Annotated in this window: 19 protein-coding genes; 6 read left to right on the plus strand and 13 right to left on the minus strand. The window is 66.6% G+C overall.

Going from position 1 to position 18753, the window contains the following annotated elements:
- Window positions 1–65 precede the first annotated feature (65 nt).
- Window positions 66–4682, minus strand: coding sequence for an FtsK/SpoIIIE domain-containing protein (locus ACFWGJ_RS02200; RefSeq protein ID WP_387320335.1), 4617 nt, complete (start codon window positions 4680–4682; stop codon window positions 66–68).
- A 272-nt stretch (window positions 4683–4954) separates the two neighbouring features.
- On the opposite strand from ACFWGJ_RS02200, the gene ACFWGJ_RS02205 reads away from it, so the two are divergent.
- From ACFWGJ_RS02205 to ACFWGJ_RS02230, 6 genes are all read left to right on the plus strand, one after another.
- Window positions 4955–5260 (plus strand): WXG100 family type VII secretion target, encoded by a 306-nt coding sequence (locus ACFWGJ_RS02205; protein ID WP_328495768.1) that lies wholly within the window; start codon window positions 4955–4957, stop codon window positions 5258–5260.
- A gap of 148 nt (window positions 5261–5408) precedes the next feature.
- Window positions 5409–5732, plus strand: a complete 324-nt coding sequence (locus ACFWGJ_RS02210) for a hypothetical protein (protein ID WP_387320336.1) — start codon at window positions 5409–5411, stop codon at window positions 5730–5732.
- Between the two features lie 77 nt (window positions 5733–5809).
- Window positions 5810–7102 carry a hypothetical protein gene (locus tag ACFWGJ_RS02215; RefSeq protein ID WP_387320337.1) on the plus strand — a complete coding sequence of 431 codons (1293 nt, stop codon included), beginning with the start codon at window positions 5810–5812 and terminating at the stop codon, window positions 7100–7102.
- Window positions 7103–7118: 16 nt separating this feature from the next.
- Window positions 7119–7742, plus strand: coding sequence for a hypothetical protein (locus ACFWGJ_RS02220; RefSeq protein WP_381833605.1), 624 nt, complete (start codon window positions 7119–7121; stop codon window positions 7740–7742).
- A complete protein-coding gene (locus tag ACFWGJ_RS02225) occupies window positions 7735–8334 on the plus strand; it encodes a hypothetical protein (RefSeq protein WP_381833607.1) in 600 nt (199 codons plus the stop codon). Before ACFWGJ_RS02220 ends, ACFWGJ_RS02225 begins: the two co-directional genes overlap by 8 nt.
- A 196-nt stretch (window positions 8335–8530) precedes the next feature.
- Complete coding sequence (locus ACFWGJ_RS02230) at window positions 8531–9109, plus strand: hypothetical protein (protein ID WP_387320338.1); 579 nt, start codon at window positions 8531–8533, stop codon at window positions 9107–9109.
- Here the strand turns inward: ACFWGJ_RS02230 and ACFWGJ_RS02235 are convergent.
- The 12 genes from ACFWGJ_RS02235 to ACFWGJ_RS02290 form a co-directional block, all read right to left on the minus strand.
- On the minus strand, window positions 9092–9706 hold the full coding sequence (locus ACFWGJ_RS02235; RefSeq protein WP_387320339.1) for a hypothetical protein: 615 nt from the start codon (window positions 9704–9706) through the stop codon (window positions 9092–9094). The genes ACFWGJ_RS02230 and ACFWGJ_RS02235 overlap by 18 nt on opposite strands.
- Before the next feature lie 6 nt (window positions 9707–9712).
- Entirely contained in the window at window positions 9713–11101 is a 1389-nt protein-coding gene (locus ACFWGJ_RS02240) for a hypothetical protein (protein ID WP_387320340.1), read from the minus strand.
- Window positions 11098–11400 carry a hypothetical protein gene (locus ACFWGJ_RS02245; protein ID WP_366782212.1) on the minus strand — a complete coding sequence of 101 codons (303 nt, stop codon included), beginning with the start codon at window positions 11398–11400 and terminating at the stop codon, window positions 11098–11100. Before ACFWGJ_RS02245 ends, ACFWGJ_RS02240 begins: the two co-directional genes overlap by 4 nt.
- 30 nt (window positions 11401–11430) lie before the next feature.
- A complete protein-coding gene (locus ACFWGJ_RS02250; RefSeq protein WP_387320341.1) occupies window positions 11431–12078 on the minus strand; it encodes a hypothetical protein in 648 nt (215 codons plus the stop codon).
- A 72-nt stretch (window positions 12079–12150) separates the two neighbouring features.
- On the minus strand, window positions 12151–12759 hold the full coding sequence (locus tag ACFWGJ_RS02255; RefSeq protein WP_387320342.1) for a hypothetical protein: 609 nt from the start codon (window positions 12757–12759) through the stop codon (window positions 12151–12153).
- A gap of 98 nt (window positions 12760–12857) precedes the next feature.
- A complete protein-coding gene (locus tag ACFWGJ_RS02260) occupies window positions 12858–13592 on the minus strand; it encodes a hypothetical protein (RefSeq protein ID WP_381832601.1) in 735 nt (244 codons plus the stop codon).
- Between the two features lie 47 nt (window positions 13593–13639).
- On the minus strand, window positions 13640–14551 hold the full coding sequence (locus ACFWGJ_RS02265) for a hypothetical protein (RefSeq protein ID WP_381832604.1): 912 nt from the start codon (window positions 14549–14551) through the stop codon (window positions 13640–13642).
- 96 nt (window positions 14552–14647) lie between these two features.
- A complete protein-coding gene (locus tag ACFWGJ_RS02270) occupies window positions 14648–15910 on the minus strand; it encodes an enoyl-CoA hydratase/isomerase family protein (protein ID WP_387320343.1) in 1263 nt (420 codons plus the stop codon).
- A gap of 2 nt (window positions 15911–15912) precedes the next feature.
- Window positions 15913–16212: a hypothetical protein gene (locus tag ACFWGJ_RS02275; protein WP_387320344.1), complete on the minus strand. Its 300-nt coding sequence runs from the start codon at window positions 16210–16212 to the stop codon at window positions 15913–15915.
- A 55-nt stretch (window positions 16213–16267) separates the two neighbouring features.
- A complete protein-coding gene (locus tag ACFWGJ_RS02280; RefSeq protein WP_387320345.1) occupies window positions 16268–17353 on the minus strand; it encodes a hypothetical protein in 1086 nt (361 codons plus the stop codon).
- The gene (locus tag ACFWGJ_RS02285; protein WP_387320346.1) at window positions 17350–18018 is read right to left on the minus strand and encodes a hypothetical protein; all 669 of its coding nucleotides are present in this window, start codon (window positions 18016–18018) and stop codon (window positions 17350–17352) included. Before ACFWGJ_RS02285 ends, ACFWGJ_RS02280 begins: the two co-directional genes overlap by 4 nt.
- Before the next feature lie 249 nt (window positions 18019–18267).
- Window positions 18268–18648: a hypothetical protein gene (locus ACFWGJ_RS02290; protein ID WP_387320347.1), complete on the minus strand. Its 381-nt coding sequence runs from the start codon at window positions 18646–18648 to the stop codon at window positions 18268–18270.
- Between the last annotated feature and the right edge of the window lie 105 nt (window positions 18649–18753).

The following is an 18753-nucleotide window of genomic DNA, read 5'->3' on the forward strand; positions in this document are numbered from 1 at the left end:
GTGGGCCGGAGCGGTGTCCTGTGCGACACCCCTCCGGCCCACCGCCGTTTCCGGCCAACCGTCGTCTACAGCGGCACGGTGACCGTGATCGTCTCGCCGTTGCCCAGGTGCAGCATGCCCTTGCCGGGGGTGACGGGGCCGCCGACCATGCTGCGGGTCGTACGGATGCCGATCAGCTCACCGGCGCCGGAGTCCTGCGGGGAGAGCAGCAGGCCGCGGCGGCCCTTCTTGGCCTCGACCTGCCAGCCGGAGAAGCCGCTGCACACCTCCTCCTCGTCACCGCCGATGACCAGCGCGAGGCCGCGGTCGGCGCCGCGCTGGACGAGCCGCTTCAGCTCGCGCTCGCAGTCCGCGTCCTCCAGGACCTCGCCGTCGTCGACGATGAGCACGACGGGCTCCTCCGGGCTCGCCGACTCGATCGCCTCGTTGAAGTCGTCACTCTCGATGTCGTCGTCGGTGAAGACCTTCAACACCCCGTCCTGGCCGTCGAGTTCACGCAACGGCGACGGGCGCGGGGTCGCGATGACGAGCCGTACGCCCTGGAGGAGGTAGGAGCGGGCGAGGTTCAGCAGGGCCGTGCTGCGGCCGGACTTCGCCGGGCCCGCGACGACGAACGTCGGCACGCCCTGCGAGAGGTCCGGGCCGAACGCCATGATGTCGTCGCCGCCGATGCCCGCCAGACCCCACAGCCTGGACTGGGCGACCGCGGGATCCCGCATCTCCCAGGCCTCGCTGAAGCCGATCCTGGAGGGCAGCGAGTCCACCCTGAACGGGCGTCGCGCGCGCGGCACTTCGGCGTCCCGGGCGGCGGCAGCCTCACCGATCGTGGCGAGCGCCGCGGCCTGCCCCTGACCGCTCACGTCGTCGGAGAGCAGCGCGAACTGCGTCTCGATGGCCGACTCGTTCTTGAAGCCGCGACCGGGCGGGATCTCCTCCGGCACCTTGCGCGCGTTGATGCCGAGCATCGTGAAGTCGGAACGGTCGGCGAGCCGCAGACCGTACTTCTCCTCGGTGAGCGAGGCCATCCGGCCGAGCAGCACCTGCCGGTCACCGGTGACGACGAGGTGGATGCCGACGCTCGCGCCCTCGCGCATCATCGTCTGCAGCTCGTCGGTCAGCTCGCCGTGGTTGTACTCGCCGAGCGTCGGCAGCCAGCCCTCCCACCGGTCGAGCAGCACGACGACGTGCGGCAGCCGCTCCTCCTCGGTGACGGACGCCCGCTGCTCCCCGATGTCCGCGAACCCCTTGTCGGACAGCAGGTCCTGGCGCCGGGTCAGCTCACCCTTGAGGCGGGTGATCAGCCGGACGGCACGCTCCGTCTGGTTGCGCGCGACGACGGCTCCGCAGTGCGGCAGCCGCGTCAGGGCGTTCAGGGCGCCGTTGCCGCAGTCGATGCCGTAGAGGTGCACGTCCGACGAGGAGTGCGTACGGGCGATCGAGCCGGCCAGGGTCCGCAGGATCTGCGAACGGCCGCTGCGGGGCGCGCCGCCCACGATGAGATGCCCGAAGGAGGAGAAGTCGACGACGACAGGACGGCGGGCCTGGTCGGCGGGGATGTCCTCGACGCCGTACGGGGCCGGAGGGAGCTTCCCCGGTGCGAGCGCCGCGGCGGCGGGCACCTCGACCTCGTCGAGCAGCAGCGTCTCGGAGAGCGCGGGCAGCCAGGGGCTGTGCTGCGAGGGGATGCCGAGCGAGCGGTTGGCGTCCCGGACGGCGTCGACGAGCACCTTGAGGTCGGTGATCTCCTCTTCCTCCCGCGCCTCGACCTTGGGCTTGACCAGCGCGGCCCGCCCGAGGTCCGCCCACTCCAGCGGGCCCGCCCAGGGCGCGAGGAGCCGGGGGTCGGTGGCTCCGGGCCGCCGGCCGCCGACGCGTCCCGACTGGAACGGCACGAGCGAGGCGTGACCGAGCCGGACGTACGCGCGGCCGGGCGTGTTCTTGGAGATGTGCCCGGCCTCGGGGGAGTCGATGACGTCGCTGGACTCGCCGCCGTCCGTGACGCGCAGCGCGATACGGAGGTTGGTGTTGGCCCGGATCTCGGGCGACACGACACCGCTCGGCCGCTGGGTGGCGAGCAGCAGGTGGATGCCGAGCGAACGGCCCCGCTGGGCGATGTTGACGAGTCCCGTCACGAAGTCGGGCAGGTCGCGCACCATCGAGGCGAACTCGTCGATGACGATGAGGAGGCGCGGCAGCGGCTGGTGGGACGGCTCGCGGCGTACGAGGTCCTGGTAGTCCTCGATGTCCTTGGCGTCGGCGGCGGCCAGGATGTGCTCACGGCGGTGCAGTTCGGCGCCGAGGGATTCCAGGGCGCGCTCGACGAGGTGGGCGTCGAGGTCGGTGACCATGCCGACGGTGTGCGGCAGGTTGACGCAGTCCTTGAAGGCCGCGCCGCCCTTGTAGTCGACGAGGACGAACGTCATGTTCTCCGGCGTGTTGGCCACGGCCAGCGCCGCCACGATGGTCTGCAGCAGCTCCGACTTTCCGGAACCGGTCGTTCCGGCGATCAGGCCGTGCGGCCCGTCCCGCCGGATGTCGATGCCGAAGGGCCCGTCGTACGACTCGCCGACGACGGCCATCGTCGACTGCCCGCCCATGCGCCAGCGAGCGGCGACCGCGTCGCTCGTCGGCGGCTCCAGCTGGAGGACGTCGAGCAGCCGGCTGGAGCCGGGCAGCGCCGAGTCCTCCGTCTCGCCGCTGATGTCCCGGATGGGGGACAGGGCGCGGGACAGGCGCGCGCACCAGGCGGACGACACGAAGTCCGGCCGTACGTTCCTGACCCGGGCGGTGCCTGTCTGCTCGACGCGCAGCCGCAGTTCGAGCGGCTTCTCCTCGCCCTCCTCCCGGTCGTCGGCCTCGGCGGTGTGCCAGGCCTGGAAGGAGGGGAAGCCGTTGGATCCCGCCTGATAGCCGAGGCCGGGCGCGACGGCCGGGACCGCCCCGGAGGCGCCGCGCTCCTGCGGCTTCTCCCGCTCCCTGGGCTTCGGCTCGGCGATGACGACGGCCTGGCACTCGCCGGGCAGGAACCGCTCCTCCGCGTCCAGGCAGATCGCGTACATGCTGACGGCGGGGCCCTCGCGCAGCAGCCGTACGACGCCGGGCATGGACCGCAGACGCCGGGAGCCGTCCCAGACGACGACGATGTCCGGGTCGGTGAAGTTGGTCTGGCGGCCGTTCTCCTTGGCCGCCTTCTGACGCGCGTCCAGGAGCTGGGTCAGCTCGCCGATCCGGGCGCCGACGGTCTCGGCGTCCGTACCGATCAGGACGTTGGTGTCCTGGGCGCCGGAGGGCCGGGAGTGCGGCAGCCACCGGACCCAGTCCCAGGCCTGCTGGGCGCTGTTCTCGGTGAGGACGTAGAACTGGACGTCGAGCGGGCTGTGCAGCACGGCGCTCTGCGCGACGATCCACCGTCCGATCGCCTGCGCCGAGTCGCCGGGTCCCGCGATGCCGACGACACCGCGTTCGCGCAGCGGTACGGCGACGGGGGCGTCCTCGATCTGCCAGGTGACCTCGCGCTTGTGGTCGTCCTGCTCGGGGTCGTCGAGCACGACCTCGGAGGGCAGCTGGCCCGTGCCGACCCTGATGAGCAGATGGTCGGCGTCGGTGCGGCGCCGCTCCCACAGACGGGTGCGGGGGCCGGTGCTCAGGGACAGCACGGAGGCCGGGTCGGGCACGGCCTGCCGCCGGTCCAGCCGCTCGTCGACGAGGGCGTCCTGCGCGTCCTTCTCGATCCGCTCCTTGTGCTCCTTGTACTCCTTGACCTGCTTCGCATGGGATGTGCGCCCGTGCTTCTTGTCCATGAAGTAGTTGCCGAACAGGATGACCGGGCTCAGCAGAGCCATGATCAGGTAGTACCAGCGCCCGAAGATCATCACGGCCACGACGGCGCCGACGAGCGGGGTCACCGCCATCAGCCAGGGCAGCGGCCGGGCCTCGAAGTCGCGCGGCTTCGCGGGCAGCTTGAACCGGGTCTGGCGCTCGGGGGGCTGGAGCCGGGGCGGCCGGTTGTAGTCGAGGCCGGTGCCGTCCTCGGACCACTTCAGGGCGGCGTTCGGCGGGGAGTAGCGGTCCAGCTCGAACAGGGTGTTGCCGACGGCGACCTGGGCGCCGAGAGGCCAGTCGGCCGTGGTCTTCCCGTCCTTCTCCTCAAGGGGCTCACCGTCGAGGGTGACGCTTGCCTTGTCCTCCCCGTGGAGGGCGAGCTGGCAGGTTCCGTCCGTTGCAACTGACAACGTGAGCGCTCGCGCGGCCAGCTCGGGGTCGTCGACGCGGAGGTAGGAGGCGGGGCCGCTGCCGATGTCGTAGCGCCCGATGCCGAGCCGGTGCACGGCGCCCGCGGCGGGCCCGCTCGCCACCCGCAGTTCGACGAGCCCCGTCGGCTCGCCCGGCAGACAGCCGGCCGGATCGTACAGACTGACGACGGCGCCCTCGCGCAGCGCGGAGGTCCCGACGGTGGCGCCCGGGTCGACGGGATGGCCGTCGACGTAGACGATCGGGGAGCCGCCGCCCGGGGGCGTCCCGTGCTGCTGGCCGATGGGGATGATCTGCGCCCCACCGCTGTAGCCGACGTGTGAGGCCAGCTCCTTCGCTATGTCCCCCATGGAGGACTCAGGATCCGCGTCGAGCACCACGTCGGCGCTGGCGCCGCCGAGCGGATCGACGACGGTCAGAGTCAGGCGCACGATCGTCCTCCCGTATACCCCTGCTGCCAGCTCGGGGCTGCCGAATACCGCCCCGTGCACTGACCCGCGTACTGACCCGTGACGATATCCGCTCCACCCTTCCCACAGGCAACGGCGTATGTGCCGGTTCCCTGAAGGCTCTTGCCGGAACCGGGGTGTGCTGCTGCAAGCGTCCTGCGTAAGCTGCATGCTCAGCGGACGATCGCATCATCCGCAACGGGAGCCACGGGGGTTGGCCCTGCGGCAAGTCGATTTGTTTCGGAGGACGCCACATGGCCGGCGGCAAAGACGCAGACATCACATATGACGAGATGCACAAGGCGGCTACCAAGCTGACCGACGCCAAGGACAAGATCGACGAGAAGCTCGACGCCCTTGAGCGCTACATCCAGGGCCTCGTCAAGGACGGCTACACCACCCGCAAGGGCTCGCAGGCCTTCGAGGACTCCTTCACGGAGTTCAAGAAGGGCGCGAAGGACACGATCGACGGCCTGACGGGCATGTCCAAGTTCCTCACGAGCGCTGCGAAGGCGTACGAGGACTTGGACAACGAGTTGGCCAAGGGTGTCAAGGGCTGAGGTTGCCCTTTTGGGTGGTTCGCTGCCTTTGGTGGGTGGGACTGCCCGGTGATCGTGTGAACTGGTGCGGTGGGGCGGAACATTGCCCTGCTGCACCAGTTTGCGTTGAGGACGTTTCGTTGATGGCAGGACTCGAAGCGGGGGCAGGGTGACTGTGGGCGAATATACGCGAATCGAAGACCTTGAGGTGATTCGCGGCATGGGTCGAGGGCTCGGCAGCATCAAGAAGTCATTCGACGGCCTTGAGGATCTCAAAGGAAAGTACGACGAAGATTTTGGGGAGAACGATCTCAAGGAAAAGTTCGAAGACTTCGTCGACAACTGGAAGCTGAGTCGGAAAGAGCTGACGGAAGAAATCGACGCGCTCTCTCAGATCGCGAAAGCTGCTGCAGAGGCGTACGAGGCAATCGACCGGCAGTTGGCGGACGCGATTCGCGGTGCAGAGGAACCGAAGAAGAGTAAGCGGGGGTAGCGAAGATGAGTGGGCGACCGCGCGATTGGCATCCTCTGGCGGATGCCGACCCTGTTCCCGGCGATCCGGATCAGCTCGTGGGGCTCGGAAAGAAGCTGCGGAAGACAGCGGACGAGCTCGGTCGACAGGTCAGAAACCTCAAAGCGATTTCGAAGGTCGACTCATGGGATTCTGATGCCGGAAAGGAGTTCCGAAAAAAGGCCGAGGGCAGCCAAGGGAAACTGGAGGCCGCCTATAAAAGGTACGATGCGGCGGCCGTCGCAATCGGTTCCACCATCCACGAGGTGGGTGGCGGCTATCAGGACCAGTTGCTTGCCCCGCCGACGAACTATGCATCCGATCTGAATCGAGCACAGAAGATCGCCGATTCGGCGTTGAAGGAAGCGCGAGAGGCGGATGAAAGGAAGAGTGCGACCCAGAAGAATATCGACAGCCTCTCGGGAAGCAACGAAAAAGAGGACAAGAAAAAGCTGGAAGGCAAGCTGGACCTGGCGTCCGGCGATATCGAGGCGGCCCGAGAGAAAGTCGAGTCTGCGAAACGCATTCGGGATGATGCGGCAAGGAAGGCTCGCGAGGCCATCGGTGACATCATCGCGCATGATTCTTTGAAGGATGGCTTCTGGGACAGTTTCCTCGATGCCGTGAACAACTGGTCGGCGAAAATCGCGACAGCTTGTGGTATCGCTGCCATGCTTGTGGGTTGGATTCCGATCATCGGGCAGGCGCTTGCAGGGTTGCTGGGGACGATTGCCATGACTGCCAGTCTCATCGGGCTCGTCTGTACGGTGATTCAATTTGCCAGAGGTGACGCGGACTGGATGGACCTTGGTGTGGCAGCCCTTGGGTTTCTCGCGGCAGGTGTCGGTAAGGCCTTCAGTAAGTATGCCGGAAAGTATCTCGCCAAAACGCTGCCCAGACTTCAGAGAGCTGTCAGCAGGCCAGGAGCGCGTGCAGCGGGAAATATCGCCAAGCGGGACAGGCAGAAACTGAACCGACTTGCGGGACAGAGGTCCAGCCTCACCGGCAGGGAAAAACTCAGGGCATTTGGAGAACCTTTTAAAGACCATCTCCTCTCGCCGTCCGGACTCAAGGGTTCGTTGAGCAACCTCAAGGTCCTGGGCAGGCCTGAGTCATGGAGGGGCATGAGGCAGACTTTCGGAGCGCAAGGAGGGTTCAAATCCTTCACGTTCCTGGATTCTGGAGTGGCTGCTGAGGTAAACGCGGCAAAAATTGCCGCGAAGGAGCTTCCAGAGATCTCTGCCATCAATAAAATCTCCAGTAGGGCAAGTGCTATCTCTCTTACTGGATCCGTGATCACTGTCGGTGGCCTCGCGGCAGACCCGGAAATTAATCCCTTGCTACCCGGCTGAGAGCTGAGAGGTGTAAATGAGTAGCGACGACCTTGAGTACAGGTATTCACTCGACCTTGGGCCGGGCTGGGCGGACCTTACGTTGCCCGACGGATCCAAGGCGGCAGCTCAGAGATTGGCTGCTGCTCGGGTTGCTCAGTTCAATCCGCTGAGTTTGGCTGTGCAGAAGGCATCACTGGTCGACAGTATGGCTCGCGCGGCGATGGAGGCCCACGAGAACGGGGCGGTCGTAGCGGGCGCTTATTATACGGACTCTGGGGTCAGTATCGCCGATCTGGAACTCGCTGTATTCGGTGATGAGGGTGTGCAGCCCACGCCGGTGGATATTCAGCCCATGCTTCTCGAATGGGAAAACATAGAGGTGGTCGGCGACTCGGACGTGCGCTTCCTGGATCTGCCGGCGGGTCCCGCTGCCCGGGTGCAGGCGATGATGAAGGAGAAAAAACTCTTCGGGCGAGGCCGCTTGTCTGAGTTCATCAGGTATGCCGTGTGCCCTGCGGTCAATGACGACGTGGTGCTGGTGACGGTTCGGTGGACGACGGTGCAGTATTCCGAGGAGCTCGCACACATGGTGGACAGCATGATTGACTCGCTGAGTGTCGCACCGGTGCAGTCCGACGGGGAGGATTTCCGTGCGTGACGCAAACGATTGGGAATACCCTCCCAAGGACTACGGTCTGATCGTCCCGGACGGCTGGTTCAAAATCCGGCTGGAGCCCGAACTCCGAGACCAGGGAATTATAGCTCTTGCCGATCAGCAGTTCCGCGGTATGGACAATGCTCCGCACGTCAAGGAACGGGTGATGCGTGATTTGCAGAAGCAGGCGAAGACGGCATTCCAGCGCGGTGGAATCGAATTATACATTTCGACCCTGACAGTAGGAGATGTCCCTCTGGCCTCCTCGCTTCTGGTATCTATTTCCCCGCCTGATTCCTGGCCTCGCAACGCGACTGTTCATCAGCTGGCGGAATATTTGGAGACGCCCGCCAAATACGTTGCGCTGGTCGACCTCCCGGTGGCGGGAAAGGCTGCACGGGAAAGATACCGGGAGGATCCCGACCCTGAGGTGCAGATGGGTAACACCTTGCCGACCACAACCGTCGCCTTCCATATTCCCATTCCTGCCACCCGCAACGTGCTCAGCCTGACCTTCTCGACACCTGTCGATCCTTTGGCCGACCAGATGGTGGAGCTGTTCGACGCGGTGGCGGAAACGCTGCACTGGATCTGACGTCAAAAGGGTGAAGGTTTAGGGCAGTTCTACTGGTGCGCTGAAGACATCGGCTCGGCAACCCGACGGCCCAGTCCGTCCGTCAACTGGTGGGCAGCCAATGTTCGGCAGCGACGTCTCTGCCGCCGACGGCCCTGCCTCATGGTCGCCCTCGCCAGCTATCCTCGTCCGAACCCCGTGAGGAATGGGAGAGTCCATGTCTGTCGGATCAGGGGCCGGGAAGCCTCGGGTACAAAGCTCCGGGCGGTCGGTCGCGGGGAACATCGCCTTCGGCGCCGGGCTGCTGTTCGTGCTGGCGACCATGACGCTCGGTGGCTACGTCGGAGTCGCCCTGGCCCTCGGCCTGGCGGACGACTCGTTCCTGTCGTCGGCGGTGCCGGACGACGGACGCAACGCCCTGGTCGTCGGCGGCATCGGCGCCGGCGGTCTGGCGGGCCTGCTGGTGCCGCTGACCGTCTTCGCCGCGATCCGGGGGACCGATGAGAAGCCCAGGATCGGAACCGGTGAGGCCTTGCTGAAGGTACTCGGCACCCTCCTCCTCGGCGTCTACCTGCTGCTGGTCTCCGTCGTCGTGGCGCAGCTCGGCCGGCTCCTGCCCGAGGGAGCGACCACTCTGGTGAGCGTCTTCGTCGTCGGCTTCAGCTGGATGCCGTTGGCACTCGTGCCGTGGGAGCGGTTCGGCCTCGGCGGCGTACAGCGACTGCTGGGCCCTTCGCAGGGCACTGCCCCCGGCCGGGCGCGCGGGCAGGACGAGGGTTCAGACGAGTCGGACTGACTCCGCCAACTCGTCAGCCACCTTGCCCAGTTCCTCACCCAGCCCCAGGGCTCCCCACAGCAGGCGGCACTCCAGTGCGGTGGGATGCGCCCGCGGCAGGACGTAGTGCGCCACACCTTCCACTACCGTGCCGCTGTCGGCGTCGGGATCCGTCGGCTCCAGGCGGTGCACCCGCAGCGCGGCCCCGAGCGGCAGCTCCACCTCCGTGATCTCCGGCGGCCGGAAGAACGGTCCCTCGGCGCTCTCCGCCTCCGCGCGCAGCACGTCCAGGCTCAGCGACCCGGCGGGGATGCCCGCCAGTTCCCGTACGCAGTAGAAGGCGGCCACGCCTCCGTCCTGCGGCGCGAGGACCGCGGCGCAGAGCGCTTTCTGGCGGGCGGCGACGTCGCGGTACCAGAGCACGTCCTGGGCGAACGCCGTCCGCAGGTCGTCGGGTACGTCCGCCGCGAAGTGCTCGTCGGCTGCGGACCGGGCCCACTCGCCGGGCCGTGGGGTGGCGAGGTCCAGTACGAGCCAGTTGTGCGCGGCGGGCAGCGTGACGCGGCACTGCTGCCAGTCGGCCGCCGCGGTCTCCGTGGCAGTGTCGGTGCTGGGCATCGGTGACTACCTTCCCGCCAGTGAGGCATCGGGGCCGGTCACGTCGATGTCGTCGCCGCCGAAGAGGCCGATGAAGCTCTTGGTGTCGGAGGTCGCCCCCGTTCCCGTCGCCCCGAGCGCCCACGAGTTGTACTGCATGGCCTGCTTGAACGCGTCGGGTGTACCGATGATGCTGAGGTCCGACGGGTCGATGTTCTTGATGCGGGAGAGTTCGTCGACCATCCCCGGACCCACGTACATGCTGGCCAGGCCACGCGCACCGCCCGCGCGCCAGGCGTCACGGACGGCGGAGACGTTGTCGCCGACCTTGAGGAGGTCCCGCCAGTTGCCGCGGATCGTGCCGAGGTCGTCGGCGAAGGAGGTGCCGAGGCCCCTGAAGGCGGCTCCGAGCCCCACGTTGGGCGCGGCGGCCGACGCGGTCGCTCCCGCGCGCGCACCGACCATCTCGACGACCAGAGCGCGTCGTGCGGCCGCGTTGAGGCCGGGATTCCAGCCGCGTACGTACTGGGCCGCCGCGGTCCACACCCGGCTGCGGCCGGCCGTGGCGGCGAGTTTGGCGCCGGCGGAGAAGACCCGGCCGATGCCGAAGGTCGCAAGGCCCAGTACGTCCATGGCGACGTCGCCCCACGATCCGTCGCCGTTGATGGCGAGGAGCAGATGACAGACCAGGGAGATGGCGGTCGCGATCAGTGCGATGGTGCCCAGGACACCTGCGATCGCCTGCCCGATGACCGGGATCCAGCCGACCAGGAGCGCCACCAGCCCGCAGACGGCCGCGACGGCTCCCGCGATGTCGGCGACGATCTTCAGGGTGTCGCGCAGTTCGTCCAGCCAGGAGTCGTTGAGGTCGTCGCCCTCGGTGATCTGGTGGATGCGTTTGGCGGCGGTGTTGCCCGCAGTGTTGTGACGGGTCTTGAGCGGGGCGAGTTTGTCGCGCAGGCCGTCGAGGTCGCCCTGCAGATCCGTCACCGCGCCGTCGAGCTTCTTCTGCCCGGCCTTGTCGGTGTCCTTGGGCGGGGTGTCCGCCTTCGACTTGGCGGTCGTCAGGTCTCCGCTCTTCGTCTCCGCCTGCCCCAGGAGCCGGTCCGCGTCCTCCTGGATCTCCTCAAGAGCCGTGTGGTACTCCTTCAGCGCGATCCCGGCTTCCTCGTACCGCTTGTGCGCCTTGCTCACGGTCTTCGCGGTGTCGTCGGCCTTCTCGGCGAACTCCCGGCCCGCCTTGGAGTCCCAGCTCTTCTGGTCGCCGAGGCGGCGCAGCGCGGCGGCGGAGTCCGAGATCGTCTTAGCGGTGGCGGTGAAGCGTTTGGCGAGCGCCTTGAGGTCGTCCACGCTGCCGGGCACCGGGTCCGCGCTCTCGCCCAGCACCTCCCAGCGGTGGTCGGCGGGGCGCGTCACTTCTTGTCCTTGCCGATGAGAGCTTTGTAGAGCTGATCGTCGATCTCGGTGTACGCCTCGCCCGCCGTCTTGGCCACCTCGCCGAGCCCCTTGATCTCCTCGATCATCTTCTCGCGGTTGTCGTTCCAGCCGTCGGAGAACTCCTGCAGCCGCTCCTGCAGCAGTTTGTGGCCGACGGTCCGGCGGTCGTAGGCGTCCAGGAGCTTGTCCAGCCCTTCGAACTCCGTGGCCACCGTCCGCAGTCCCACACCTGCCGTGTGCAGATCGTCGGTGGAGACTCTGAGCCGCTCGTCACCCATCCGTGCTACCCCCGTGCTTCCACTGTTTTGTCAGTCCTTTTTCTGCCAGCGCAGAGTACTGGCGACCGCGTCGAAGAGTTCCGCCATCGCGTCAGCGATCGGCTCCAACGGGGTGCTGAACGTCAGCATGAGCACTTCGTCCCGATCCGGTACGGGGACGAAGTACTCCACGACGGTGTCCTCGAACTCGGAGCCGAGCCGCCGCGCTTCCCGGGTGCGTTCCGAACGCCGTCGACGGACCGCCCGCCCGGCGGCCGGCAGACGCACCTGGGAGGTCTCGCCCTTGTCGGACAGCGCCGAGACCGTGTCGAGGGCGTCGAACCGCCGCTGCAGGCGCGAGATCAACAGGGAGGCCGACAGCGGAATCCCCGCCGCTTCCAGGAACGACAGGTAGAGCACCACGCCGCCCTGCTCGACGCCCGCCTCGGCCGCGCCCAGCAACTGCTCCCGCGCCTGCCGCCGAAGCGTCGGCTGGTCGTCCACCCCTGCGAACTGCCTTTTCACCAGAGCGCTCACGGACGCTTCCCGACGGTCCTCGGGCTGGAGCGGAATGCGATACCAGTCCTCGGGCGTGATGAGCCCGAAGACGTTCTCACTCTCGACGGCTTCGGTGCCGTCGTCGCTCCCGGGGCTTTCGGGGCTCTCGGCACTCCGACTGGACGGCGGGGTCTGCTGCATGCCGCCCGACGCTAGCCGTGGAGGGTGTGTTTTCGCCACAGCGAACTTTTCCGCGAGCATTCGCATAGTGGGTCAATGCGGACTGGCGGGGCTTGGATCACCGCTTCGTGTACGCCGCCCGTCGAGGACCATGGCCACGGTCATCCCCAGTGCGGCCGTGACGACCGTCGCCGCGAATCCGACCGCCCACAGCCAGGGCTGGGTACGGAAGGTCCAGCTGGGCGGACTCGATGCCCCGCGGCCCCACTTGCCCGTGTCCTGGGCGACGAAGATCAGCGATACGAGCCGCAGCATCACCGCTCCGCACGCGACGGCCAGCAGCGTGCGGCCGATCGAGCGGGCGGTGTGAGCCCTCCAGAACGTCTTGTTCAGCGGAGAGAGGGCCTTGATGAAGAGCATCAGCACGCAGGGCACGAGCGCTCCCGTGAACACCGCGAAACCGTACGTGCCGCCGGGCCATTCGTCGGCTGCCCATTTCCAGGTGTCGTCGCCCCAGTGCTCACTCGCAAGGGCGAGCAGGACGAACACGGCGGCAAGGGATAGGAATACGAGGCAGCCGAACAGCACGTTGCCCTTGCCGGATCCCTTGTCCTCGCGCGCCGACCGGCTACCGGGCCGGTGCTCGTACTGGAGAGAGGGGGCGGCCGCCCTGCGTCGACGGGGCTTGGCGGATCCTGCCATCCTGTCGTCTCCCATGTGGCTTTGGTCCGAGGGTTCGCAGAGTGGTGTCTGTGGAGCTTCGAGAGAAATGAGCTCTCGGATTCAGGTCGGGTGTTGTCCTACGGTTCCGTGAGTGCATCCTCGGTAAGGGCCTCGGTGTCCTCGGCAAAGGAAACCGTCTGGAGAACGGCCCCTAGTATCTCGACGAACTTGGCCCAGTGATCCACGGATGCTGTGAAGAGCGTGAAGACGGCGGTGAACGGGCCCGTCGGGAAGGGGACATGGACTTGGATCTGAGCGGTGACGAGATCTGTTGTCTCGCCACTCGCCGAGAATTCTTTGTTGATGGTGAATTGACGCCAAGTGGTGCACGAAACTGCTGGGCCGCACGGCAGATCCAGCCATTCGACCTCGTTGTACGGGTCCTTGGAGAGGGTTGCGAGAACTCCCTGAGCGACGACGTCCGCGTCTGTGCCGGCCTGGTCCGTGGGGATGGCGGCCAAGGTGAAGGCGCACTGGGCCGCGCCGTCGGTCAGGTCATGCCTGGCCGTCTCACCCGAAGGGGTCTGTATCTCCTCGGATGTTGAGAACAGGCCCATTGCGGCATAGGAGAGGCCCGTATTCTCCATGAGTTCGGCCATCGCCGTGAAGTAGGGGGCTGCGGGGTCCCAGACGGTTTCGTCCCCTCGGGTGTAGAGCTCGCGCACGAACGAGTGCGCACGGTCTGCGCGTTCCCCGGGGTCGTCGGCTAGGGGGAGCGCGAAGAATCCTTCGGGGACCAGGAACCAGACCGGCGGCGGTTCGGCCGCCGGAGAGAGCGCGTCAAGTGGTGCGACTGGGTCGGTGGAGGGCATGGGCGTCATTTAGCTGTAGACCGGTCCAATGGTAGGTGTCGCGGTTATCAGAAATCTTCTGGGTGATAGTCCTCGACATCGACTTCATGGCCGTCGGAGTCCATGACGAGGCTCTCCTCCGATGATCCGAAGGCGGAGGTGAACTGATCCGGTGGCAGGATGTCCACGTTGTAGTGGCCGCACGGATTAAGCGTGATGATGGGTGTCACAGAATTCGTCACGCCCGCTCCTGCGGTGAATTCCACGACGGTTGCGCGCTGATTTGCGCTGAGTGACTTAAGGGAGAGCAGGTCGGGTGGCTGCACCAGGTAACGCGTCAGCGCTCTCCGCCAGACGCAGGTCAGTCGGCACCACGAGCTGTCCGCGAAGGTGACCTTGAAGTCGTTGCCGTCCTTGAAGTCCTTGAGTTCGACGCTGCTGATATCAGCGCGTGGGCGCTGCCAGAGGACTTCGTCGTCGATCGCTTCAAGGTTCTTCTTGTCGAAGGGCAGGCTGACGATGACCAGCCTGTGGTCGGTCACGATCGCGTGAGTGCGGTGGTGCTTCTGGTCGAAGCGGCCGGGATCCAGTTGCCAGGGCAGGGTTCGAGCGATGGTGTCCGGTGCGGCCCACATCACCGGGAAGTCCTCGACTTCGTTCGACGGCTCGTCGGGGGTATCGGAGCCGGAGTCGTCGGACGGGGGGCTGATATTGCCCCCTGCGGAGCTGAGGAAGGCCATGACCGCTACGCCGGCAGCCGTCGCCGCCCCCTTGAGGGACCTCTGGGCAACCGCGGCTCCCGTTGAACGGGCAGTGAAGGAGGGGCCCTCGGGCCATCCCGGCAACTCGCCCTGGATGTCGTTGCGGTCGGTGTCGCGGAACCAGCGCAGACCCTTAACGCGCGGCGCAGCACCCGTGGCGAACGTGACGGGAGCGCGACCTAGGAGTGTTTCACCAGGATCTGGCTGCCAGATGTTCATTTCCGTACACACTTTCTGTGTGGCGACCCATCAGCCTACTAGTCTCAGATTTGCCCTAGCGTACGCACTCATGGGGCGGTTGTAACTCGGCATCACCTAGTCGCCGGACAGTGTGTCCTTGATATTGGTGGCAGCCTTCGGTGCGATCTTGAGAGTTCCGTCGATGACCCTTCCGAAGTCACTCAGCGGGTCCACGTTGCCCTTCATGAGTGTGTTGATCCCCTTGGTGCCGAGCCATTGCCCTTCGTGATAGCCGGCGCTGACAAGGCCTCCCATGCGTGACGCCAATCCGCTACTCGTGTGCGAGACTTCGTAGACATGTTTGGAAATTCCGCCGATCTTCACCAAGCCGGCTTTTCCGAGCCCATCTGTGAGGCCCTGTGAATTTTTGCCGAACGCCATCAGGACTCGCGATTTGCCAATTCTCGTGTATTGGAATCCATCCCCGAGAACGGCCACCTTGGCCTTGGCCGCTTGCCGGCCCAGCTTGGCGGTCTTGCCAGCGACCTTGACCCCCTTGCCGAACATACCGATGCCGGGCAGCAATCCCAGCGCGTCCGTACCGAGCGTCATCCAACTCACGTCCGCTCCGGCCGCCATGGCAACGCCGTGGGCTACCAGGGCGAGCCCGCTGCCGATGAGTGCCGCCGTACCGAAAATGGCAGCGAGTGGCGGGAACGGAAGCGTGATGATGGCCAGCATCCCCATCAGCGCGGAGATGTTGCTCAACACGTCACCGATCGCCTTGATCAGGTCGGCGTGCTCCTTGAGCCATTCGCCGGTGGCGTCCCAGCTGTCCGAGATTCCCTGGCCCAGCTTGTCCCAGAAGCCCGGCTCGTCCGGGGCGATGTCGCCCGCCTTGTCGAGTTCCTTGCTGATGGCTCCGGCGGCCCGCTTGTAGCGGTCCTCCAGGTCGTGGACCTTGCCCGTGACCTCGTCGACCGCGCCGGAGGCCTTGCCCAGTTCCTCGCTGCCCTTGCCGTCGCCCTTCGCGTCGGCTTTCTGCTGGGCCGTCTCGCGGGCTTCCAGCTTCTCGCCGGCTGACTTCTCCAGGCGGTTCGCCTCGTCCTGGAAGTCCTGGAGTTCGTTCGCCCAGCGGTGCAGGGCGCGCGAGGCCTTGTCGAAGGAGTCGTGGCTCTTGCTGATGAGCGGGGTGACGTCCTGGCCCACGTACTCGGTGAAGGCGACCGCCGTCTTGCCCTTCCAGGCCCCCGCCTCGATCCGCTCCAACTCCCGCAGAGTCGTGCTCAGATCACTGGCCAGGCCCCCGAGCTTCTTCGCGAGGTCCCGGGTGTCGTCGACGTCTCCCGGCGTCGGATCCCAGCCTATGTGGGGGAAGGCGGGTCGCTTGCCGGCCACGTCTACTTGTCCTTCTTCTTCGTCTTGAGGGACTCGGCGAGGTCGTGGTCGAGTTTGCCGAACTCCTCGCCGATCTTGTTGATCATCTTCACGGCACCCTGCGTGTGCTTGCCGAGCTGCTTGATGCCGTAGCCCCAGTCGTCGGCGAACTCATGTACGTCCTCTATGAGCCCGCTCTCGCCGACCGCGGAGCCGTCGGCTCCGCGGAGCGTGCGGCGCGCGCTGTCCATCCGGTCGCTGATCGTCGAGAAGGTTTTCTTCAGATCCTCGAAGACGGTGTCCTCAAGGCGCAGGTCACTCATGGGTACTCATAGCCCTTCACGGCCACTCATGTGGGGGACGGACGGTGGAGAAGAGTCAGCGGTTCACCGACTGGATCTCCTCCACCGTGATGTTCTGCGTGGCCTCGATCGTGCCGTCCGGCATGCCGATCGCTCCCGCCTGGCCCGTGCCCGTCCAGCTGATCTCCCAGGTGAGGGCTGCCTTGAGGGGGAGCGTCTCGCCGCCGGAGGAGCGGCGGTAGATGATCCCGCAGGGCGGCGTCTCCCCGGCCTTGCCCTTGGCGTAGGGCTCGCCGATCTTGCCGTCGACTATGGGGCAGCCGCCGTTCGCCGGGATCGTCGTGGCGTCCGCCGTGCCCGGGCTCAGCGTCAACGACTTCGGCTTCGCCGTCGTGGTCGCCTGGATGTTGAAGCCGGGGACGTTGATCGCCGCCGTTGCCTGGACCTCGTCGAACACGGCCTCGTCCAGCCATGCCCACGTCGGCAGATTCACTTTGGTGATCGCCTCGGGGGCGAGCGTCACCTTGGTGCCGGGCAGTTCCATGTGCTGGTACGCGAGTGCCGCCAGCATCTCCGGAGTGATGGCCTGCTCGTACCGCGCGGGCGGGGCCTCGCCGTTCTCGACCCAGAAGGGGAGTTCGCTGCACGCGGTGCGCTTGAGGTAGTCCGGCTCGTTCGGGTTCTCGACGCCGGCCCAGAACATCCCCTCGCCGTCCTTGTCGACGTTGTAGTCCTTGTAGCCGGGGGTGTCGGTCCAGCCGTAGTCGTCCTCGTAGTGGCGTTGCATCTCACCGATGGCCGAGCCCGCGGTTCCTGTGATGGCGGGGTCGTTCTGCCACTTGTCGATGTCGCCGGACATCTTCTTCTTGAAGTCCTTGGCGCCCATGTAGGGGGCGTACCAGCAGGGCGGGGGCGTCCAGTTGACGTCGGCGGAGGCGACGTTTCCGGCGCCGCCGCTCTTCGTCACGGCTCCGGAGTACTGGATGCTGGCGGCGGCGTAGATGCTTTTGCCGTCGCCGCCGCCCTTCTGATCCGTCTTGGTGTCCCCACTATTGCTCGGCGTCTCCGTCGCACTGGCCGGTGTTCCGAGCGTGAGCGTGCCGAGAGTCAGTGCCAGCGCAACCGTGCTGATGCTGAGGGGCGTACGCCGTGGTGTGTTCACTGGCACTTCGCCGCCTTCGTCTCGACGAGCACCTTGGACGCCTGCCACAGGCCTTCACCGGTGGGGAACTTGACCATGATGATCTTGAAGTAGTCGAAGCCGTCGATGCTGGGCTTGGTCTTGAGGACCTTCCCGGTCTTGATTTCTTCGCTGTAGAACTTGTTCGAGTCCACGCAGAACGCGACCTCCACCGAGTTGCCGTTCGCGGCGGACCGGGTGGCGGCCTGGTAGTGGCGCCGGGTGCCAGTGGCTGTCCAGCCGCCGTCGACCCTCCTGTCGATCTGCGTCTTCGCGTAGGTCAGGCCCTCACCGGTGGAGTACGTGGTGACGGCCGCGTCCTTCGTCGTGCCCTTGTCGATGCCGCGGTAGATCGCGCGGACATAGTTCGCGGCATCATCCATAGCCGCCGCCTCGTTCTTCGCCTTCGGCTTCTCCCAGTCGAAGACCAGGTTCATGTCCTTGGGCAGGGACACGTCCACCCCGTCGGGGCTGTCCTCTGCCGCCCCCGCCGGCTCCGCCGACTTCGTCGGCTTCTTCGAACCCTGGTCGGCGCCCGCGATCTTGTCGTTGTCGCTGGACTTGTCGTCCCCGCCGCCGCACGCCGTGAGCAACAGGGCTGCGGTCGCGGCGAGCGCGGCAGCAACGGGCAAAGAGCGGCGCTTCACAGTGAACCCCCGTGAGATTTTGATGCATTCCAGAGCCACGACGGTATCTGTGGGGCAAACGGTTTCGCTACCGCGAACTTCCCCACGCGGCCGGTCGGACCTGGAGGAATCGGGGCAAGCCGATGGTGTAAGTGACCCGATCGTGTCTGAGTGCACAGCGGACCCGGACATGCCCCCGGATCTGACCCGACATGTGCCTCGTGCCCCGGACGCCGACCTGCGTCCGGGGCCCGGGGCCCGAGACCCGCCTCAGTTCTGCTGGGCCGCGCCGCGCTCCGGCGTCCGGCAGCGCGGGCACCCGCACGGCGGGTACGCCGACGTCCGCGGCAGTGGCGGCGGCAGTGGCCCGGCTCCTCCGCCGGTCCGGATCTCGACCCTGCTCCGCTCCCCGGTCACGGCACCCTGTGCGTCAACCGTGTAGACGCGCAGGGTGAGGCGCGCACTCCGGTGAGGGGGAGGGGGTTGCGTGAGTTCCAGTACGTCCGTCATGGGCGGGTACTGGTCCGCGCACTCCGGGCACGCGTAGACGTTGAAGCCGGGTCCCGTCGCCGCGTGCACCTCGTGGACCAGTACCGGCTGGGCCGTCACCCGGTGGCAGCGTGCGCACATCCGCACCGCGGGGCGCGTCATCGGGCGGCCACCGGGACGCCGTGAATGCCGTGTTCCGCTGCGCGGCGGCTGCGGACCGAGGTGAGGCGGGGCGGCGGGACCGGGATGAACCGGAGGGGTGGGAGG

The organism is Streptomyces sp. NPDC060205 (assembly GCF_042728395.1).
Taxonomy (GTDB): Bacteria; Actinomycetota; Actinomycetes; order Streptomycetales; family Streptomycetaceae; genus Streptomyces.

Bases quoted from the DNA above. Each gene is read 5' to 3' on its own strand.
- ACFWGJ_RS02205 (WP_328495768.1), top strand. From the start codon at position 4,955: ATGGCCGGCGGCAAAGACGCAGACATCACATATGACGAGATGCACAAG.
- ACFWGJ_RS02220 (WP_381833605.1), top strand. From the start codon at position 7,119: ATGAGTAGCGACGACCTTGAGTACAGGTATTCACTCGACCTTGGGCCG.
- ACFWGJ_RS02230 (WP_387320338.1), top strand. From the start codon at position 8,531: ATGTCTGTCGGATCAGGGGCCGGGAAGCCTCGGGTACAAAGCTCCGGG.
- ACFWGJ_RS02235 (WP_387320339.1), bottom strand. From the start codon at position 9,706: ATGCCCAGCACCGACACTGCCACGGAGACCGCGGCGGCCGACTGGCAG.
- ACFWGJ_RS02245 (WP_366782212.1), bottom strand. From the start codon at position 11,400: ATGGGTGACGAGCGGCTCAGAGTCTCCACCGACGATCTGCACACGGCA.
- ACFWGJ_RS02250 (WP_387320341.1), bottom strand. From the start codon at position 12,078: ATGCAGCAGACCCCGCCGTCCAGTCGGAGTGCCGAGAGCCCCGAAAGC.
- ACFWGJ_RS02255 (WP_387320342.1), bottom strand. From the start codon at position 12,759: ATGGCAGGATCCGCCAAGCCCCGTCGACGCAGGGCGGCCGCCCCCTCT.
- ACFWGJ_RS02260 (WP_381832601.1), bottom strand. From the start codon at position 13,592: ATGCCCTCCACCGACCCAGTCGCACCACTTGACGCGCTCTCTCCGGCG.
- ACFWGJ_RS02265 (WP_381832604.1), bottom strand. From the start codon at position 14,551: ATGAACATCTGGCAGCCAGATCCTGGTGAAACACTCCTAGGTCGCGCT.
- ACFWGJ_RS02275 (WP_387320344.1), bottom strand. From the start codon at position 16,212: ATGAGTGACCTGCGCCTTGAGGACACCGTCTTCGAGGATCTGAAGAAA.
- ACFWGJ_RS02290 (WP_387320347.1), bottom strand. From the start codon at position 18,648: ATGACGCGCCCCGCGGTGCGGATGTGCGCACGCTGCCACCGGGTGACG.